At 73.6% G+C, this 4113-nt stretch carries 2 protein-coding genes; one reads left to right on the forward strand and one right to left on the reverse strand.

What is annotated here, in order from left to right; genetic code table 11:
* Positions 1-2 precede the first annotated feature (2 nt).
* Positions 3-422, reverse strand: coding sequence for a hypothetical protein (locus JGS39_RS37380; protein WP_219574237.1), 420 nt, complete (start codon positions 420-422; stop codon positions 3-5).
* Between the two features lie 1131 nt (positions 423-1553).
* Here JGS39_RS37380 and JGS39_RS37385 point away from each other — a divergent pair.
* Entirely contained in the window at positions 1554-4085 is a 2532-nt protein-coding gene (locus JGS39_RS37385; RefSeq protein ID WP_219574238.1) for a hypothetical protein, read from the forward strand.
* Positions 4086-4113: the final 28 nt, after the last annotated feature.

The following is a 4113-nucleotide window of genomic DNA, read 5'->3' on the forward strand; positions in this document are numbered from 1 at the left end:
CTTCAGGATCTGGCGGGCCCGCGCCCGCCACACCTGGGCTGTCCGGTACGGCCGGCCGCGCGGTGCACCGCGGCAACGCGCAGGACCGCGGCGCGGGTCCGGGCGGCCAGGGGCTCGGCCACCGGGGCCAGCGGCCCCTCGACCTGTACGGCACCGGGCGCTCCGCGCAGGCACAGCACCAGGAGCGGGCCGGCGTCAGCGAGTTCGCGTACGTACACCCGGGCCCGGGACTGGCCGACGGCGATCCGCGCGAGCCCTTCCAGCTCCGCCCAGGTGCACGGCAGCAGGACGTCCTCCAGCACCGTGTACGGCGCCGGCCGCCACGAAGCGGCCCGCAACCCCCGGCCTTCGCGCCGTACTCGTACGCCGATCACCGGCCACGCCCCGCCGGCCAGCGCCGGATGCCCGATCTCCTCGCCCACCACCACTCCCCCGCCCCGGCTCGCGTCCGCTCCCGCGCAGTATCGCCGCCGGACCCCAGCGCTCGCGCCGAGAACGGCCAACACCCGCAGCAGGCGTTGGGTGTTGCCGGCCCCGCAACATCCCGTCCGGCACCGGGCGGCGCGGGATCGGCGGCCCGGAGCGTTGGTGACTTCCGTGCAGGTCACACAGGGGACACCACGGTGCGGGCCGTGGAGTCGCCCAGACCCAGCAGCGCGGCGACGTGCGCCGACGGCGCGCGAACCGAAGGCGCCGGTCGCGTCGCCGGCGCCGAGCAGGACGCCGACGGTGCCGGTGCGGGCGCGGCGCCCGGCGGTGGGCAGCCGGGCGGGCTTGGGCGGCGCCGGAGTCGCCGAGGTGGCGGTGAATCCCGGGCGATCCCGCCCCACGCCCACCAGATCGGGGTCGTTTCAGCAGGGCGTCGGCCGCGTTGCGCACGCACGCCTCCACGGTCTCCCGCGGCCCCTCCACACCGCCGGCCAGGAGCCGGTGCGCGTCCAGCAGCGGCCCCAGAGCCCGGACACCGCCCTCCCCCTGCGCCCGCACCACGGCGGCCAGCAGTCAAGCGAACGGCCCGAGGGGCGAGCCGGCCGCGCGGTGCCAGCCGCCAGGACGCCGCCCGCAGACTGCCGTCCTCACGGCCCCTGCGGGCTCTGCGGTGACCGGTGACCGGTGAGCAACGAGACGCCGCCGACGGGTGCGAACGAGACCGCCGGCGCCCGTTTACCTCAACACGGCGGCCCTGCATGCCGATTGGGTCATCGTTCACCTAATCCGGTGAACTCAGATGCTGTGGTTGGCCGTTGGGTCAAGGGCGGTGGCAGATTCCGTGGTGCACGTCGGTGGCTCATCACCGGCGTCCGCCTCATGCCGCCTCCGGCGGAGCAGGAGCAAGCTGCGAGAGATCCAGGCGCCACCCGGCGCTTCTGGAGCTCATCGTTCTTCGGACGCTGGCCGGTGGACCGTACGGGGCGAGGACCGCCGCACACCCTCCTGGGTGTCGGCCTGACTTCTCGCCGGCACGAGGCTTCGGCACTCGGGCGCGTGACAGAGCCCCCGAGAGACGGGAGCTCTGTGCTCACCCGGGAAGCCCCGGGCGGAAGGACAACACCATGACCGTGAAACGGTCCGACGACATCTACCCGCAGGTCAGCGCGCCCGCCTGGGCTGACAAACTCGCCGAGGCGATCGAGAACACCTGCGCGGACCACGAGGTTGTGCCGCCCCCGCGCGAGGCGGTCCTCGAAGGTCTGGCCGCCGCGCTCCCGGACACCGAGATCAAGGCCCTGATCACCGCCCCGCGCAACAGGAGAGTCCTCAAGCCCAGCGCCTCCCGGATCGTCCAGGCCGGCGACGAGAAGGTGCTCCTGCTGATGTGCGACGTCCACGGTGCCGCGGTGCTCCCGTGGGACCTCAACGACCGCACCGCCGTCTGCTGGTCGTCGCCCTCACCGGAGGCCAGCCAGCGCGTCAAGGACCTCGTCGCCGCCGAACTGGCGCTCCAGGACGCCACGAAGAGCGCGAAGACCGCCGAGAAGGCACGGGAAGCCCTGCGCCGGACGCCGGGGGACGACACGTACGCACCGCAGGCCCTGGCCGCGGCCACGCAGAAGCACCAGGACGCCGTCCGCCGCGTGCACGAGCTCGAATCCGAGCGGCGCGCCCTGCTCGCCGCGCTGGGCCACCGGCGCCCGCGCCCGGTGGTCCGCGCCGTCCAGGAGAACGGGCAGCCGATGGCGGCGCTCACCCTGACCGAGCAGCCCTACGCGGTGGCCGTGCACATGCAGCGGTACGCAGCCGACAACCTGGAGCGCGCCGGGAAGACCCGCGGGTACGACCTGGCCGAGTCCCTCGCGGACACGGGCCAGCTCTCCAAGGGGATGAACGTCCTGCAGCAGTGGCAGATCGCCCACGCCGACGGCACCGTGTCGAGGCCGTGGCGGCTGGCCGCGGTGACCGGGAACAACCGGGCACTGGCCCGTCTCGACGTCTTCAAGGTGCGCCCGGAACACCTGGTCACGGGGATGCCGCAGTCCCTCGTGCCCATGCCGAAGGACAAGAAGGACGGCCCCGAGCCGCTGCTGCTGAGTCAGCGGGAGGTCCTGAACCGGCTCTCCGCGAAGCTCAACCGGGACGGTGCGAAGCCGGAGACCGAGGCGACCGACCCGTCACGCCGGGCCGCGAAGATCGCCACGGTGTCCGCGGAGATCGTGATCGGCTGCACCAAGCCCGAGGCCCTGGAACACGTCCTGCGGGCCCTGAACGTCAACGACCACCTGCGCGGCATCCAGCCCTACGACGAGGACGCGCGGCTGATCGCCCTGTTCGCCACGCTCGTCGACGCCTACGCCCGGGAGTCCCTCCTCGCGGACGCGCTCGCAGAGGCGTTCCCCGACGCGCGAGGGGTGGACCTTCTCGACCTGGTGGGGGTGCGGGACGCGCTGACGGTCAACGGGCCGCTCGACCCGCTGGAACCGCTGCTGCGCGCGGGCAGCGACGTCTCCCCCGTCGCACTGCGGGACGTAGCAGTGAGCGCCATCACCGCGCTGGTGTTCCCCGGCATCCCGCCCATGCCCCAGCAGCAGACGAACGCGCGTGCCGTCCGCGACACCGGAAGGTTCTGGCCGGTCGTCAGGGGGACACTGCAGGAGCCGGCCTGGAGCCAGATCCGGGCGAAGACCGCCGAGGCGCGTACGCGCCTGTGGTCCGCAGCCGTCGCGCAGCTCTTCGTGCACCGGGGCAACATCCTCTCCGCCCTCGGTCTCTTCGGCACCACGGAGACCAGGGAGGGCGCCGGACAGGATCCGAGGCCGCTCACGGAACTGCTCCTTGGGGCGGAGGCCGGCGACGCGGCCGCGTGGGCCGCGCTGGTCCAGCGGATGACGCCAGTGCTGATCCATGCTCCGCAGCCGTTCATCACTCCGGGGCAGGGCAGCGAGGCGGGCGCCGGGCGTAAGGGGGTACGCCGCACCCCCAAGAGCGCTCTCGCCGCCCTGACACTGGCGTACACGGCGGGCGCGCCGGGTGTCAGCCGGGCTCTGCTGCTCGCGTTCGCGAAGGCGGTGCTGAAGCACCCGGACGCGCCGCGGCCGCCCGAGCCGGACGACGGTACGCCCCTGGTCTGCTACGGCGAGCAGCACTGGGCCGAGCCGGACCGGACGGCGATCACCGAGGGCATGGTGATCGCTCCGGACACCGAGGGCCGGCCCACCCGCTACGTCGCCGACAAGGCGTGGTTCGACGAGCTGTTCCCCGTGAGCCTCGGCACCCCGGTGCCGGCCACATCGTCCGCGACCACCGTCAACCCGCCCGCGGAAGCCGGAAACGCGGCGGACGCCGGTGCCCCGACCAGCGCGCACGGCGAGGCGGCTGCCGACCCGCGTGACCGCCTGGCCGCGCTGCGTCGGGAGCTGCCCGCGCGGGTCGAGCTCGTCGAGGGGGGCTACCAGAAGGCGGTGGACGCCGCCCACACCCTGATGACGGACTTCGAGGAGGCGCACCGCCTGCGTGTCCAGCTCGAGGAAGAGCCGCTCCCGGCTGAGCAGCGGATCGAGTGGATGGAGAAGCTGACGAAGGCACGGGCAGCTGCACAGGCCAGCGTGACCACGCTCCAGCAGGTGGAGGCGCTGATCCTGAAGGTCTGATCCGGCCGGGGCGGGCGGGACCCGAAGC

The sequence above is a fragment of the Streptomyces poriferorum genome, assembly GCF_019399235.1.
Lineage (GTDB): Bacteria > Actinomycetota > Actinomycetes > Streptomycetales > Streptomycetaceae > Streptomyces > Streptomyces poriferorum.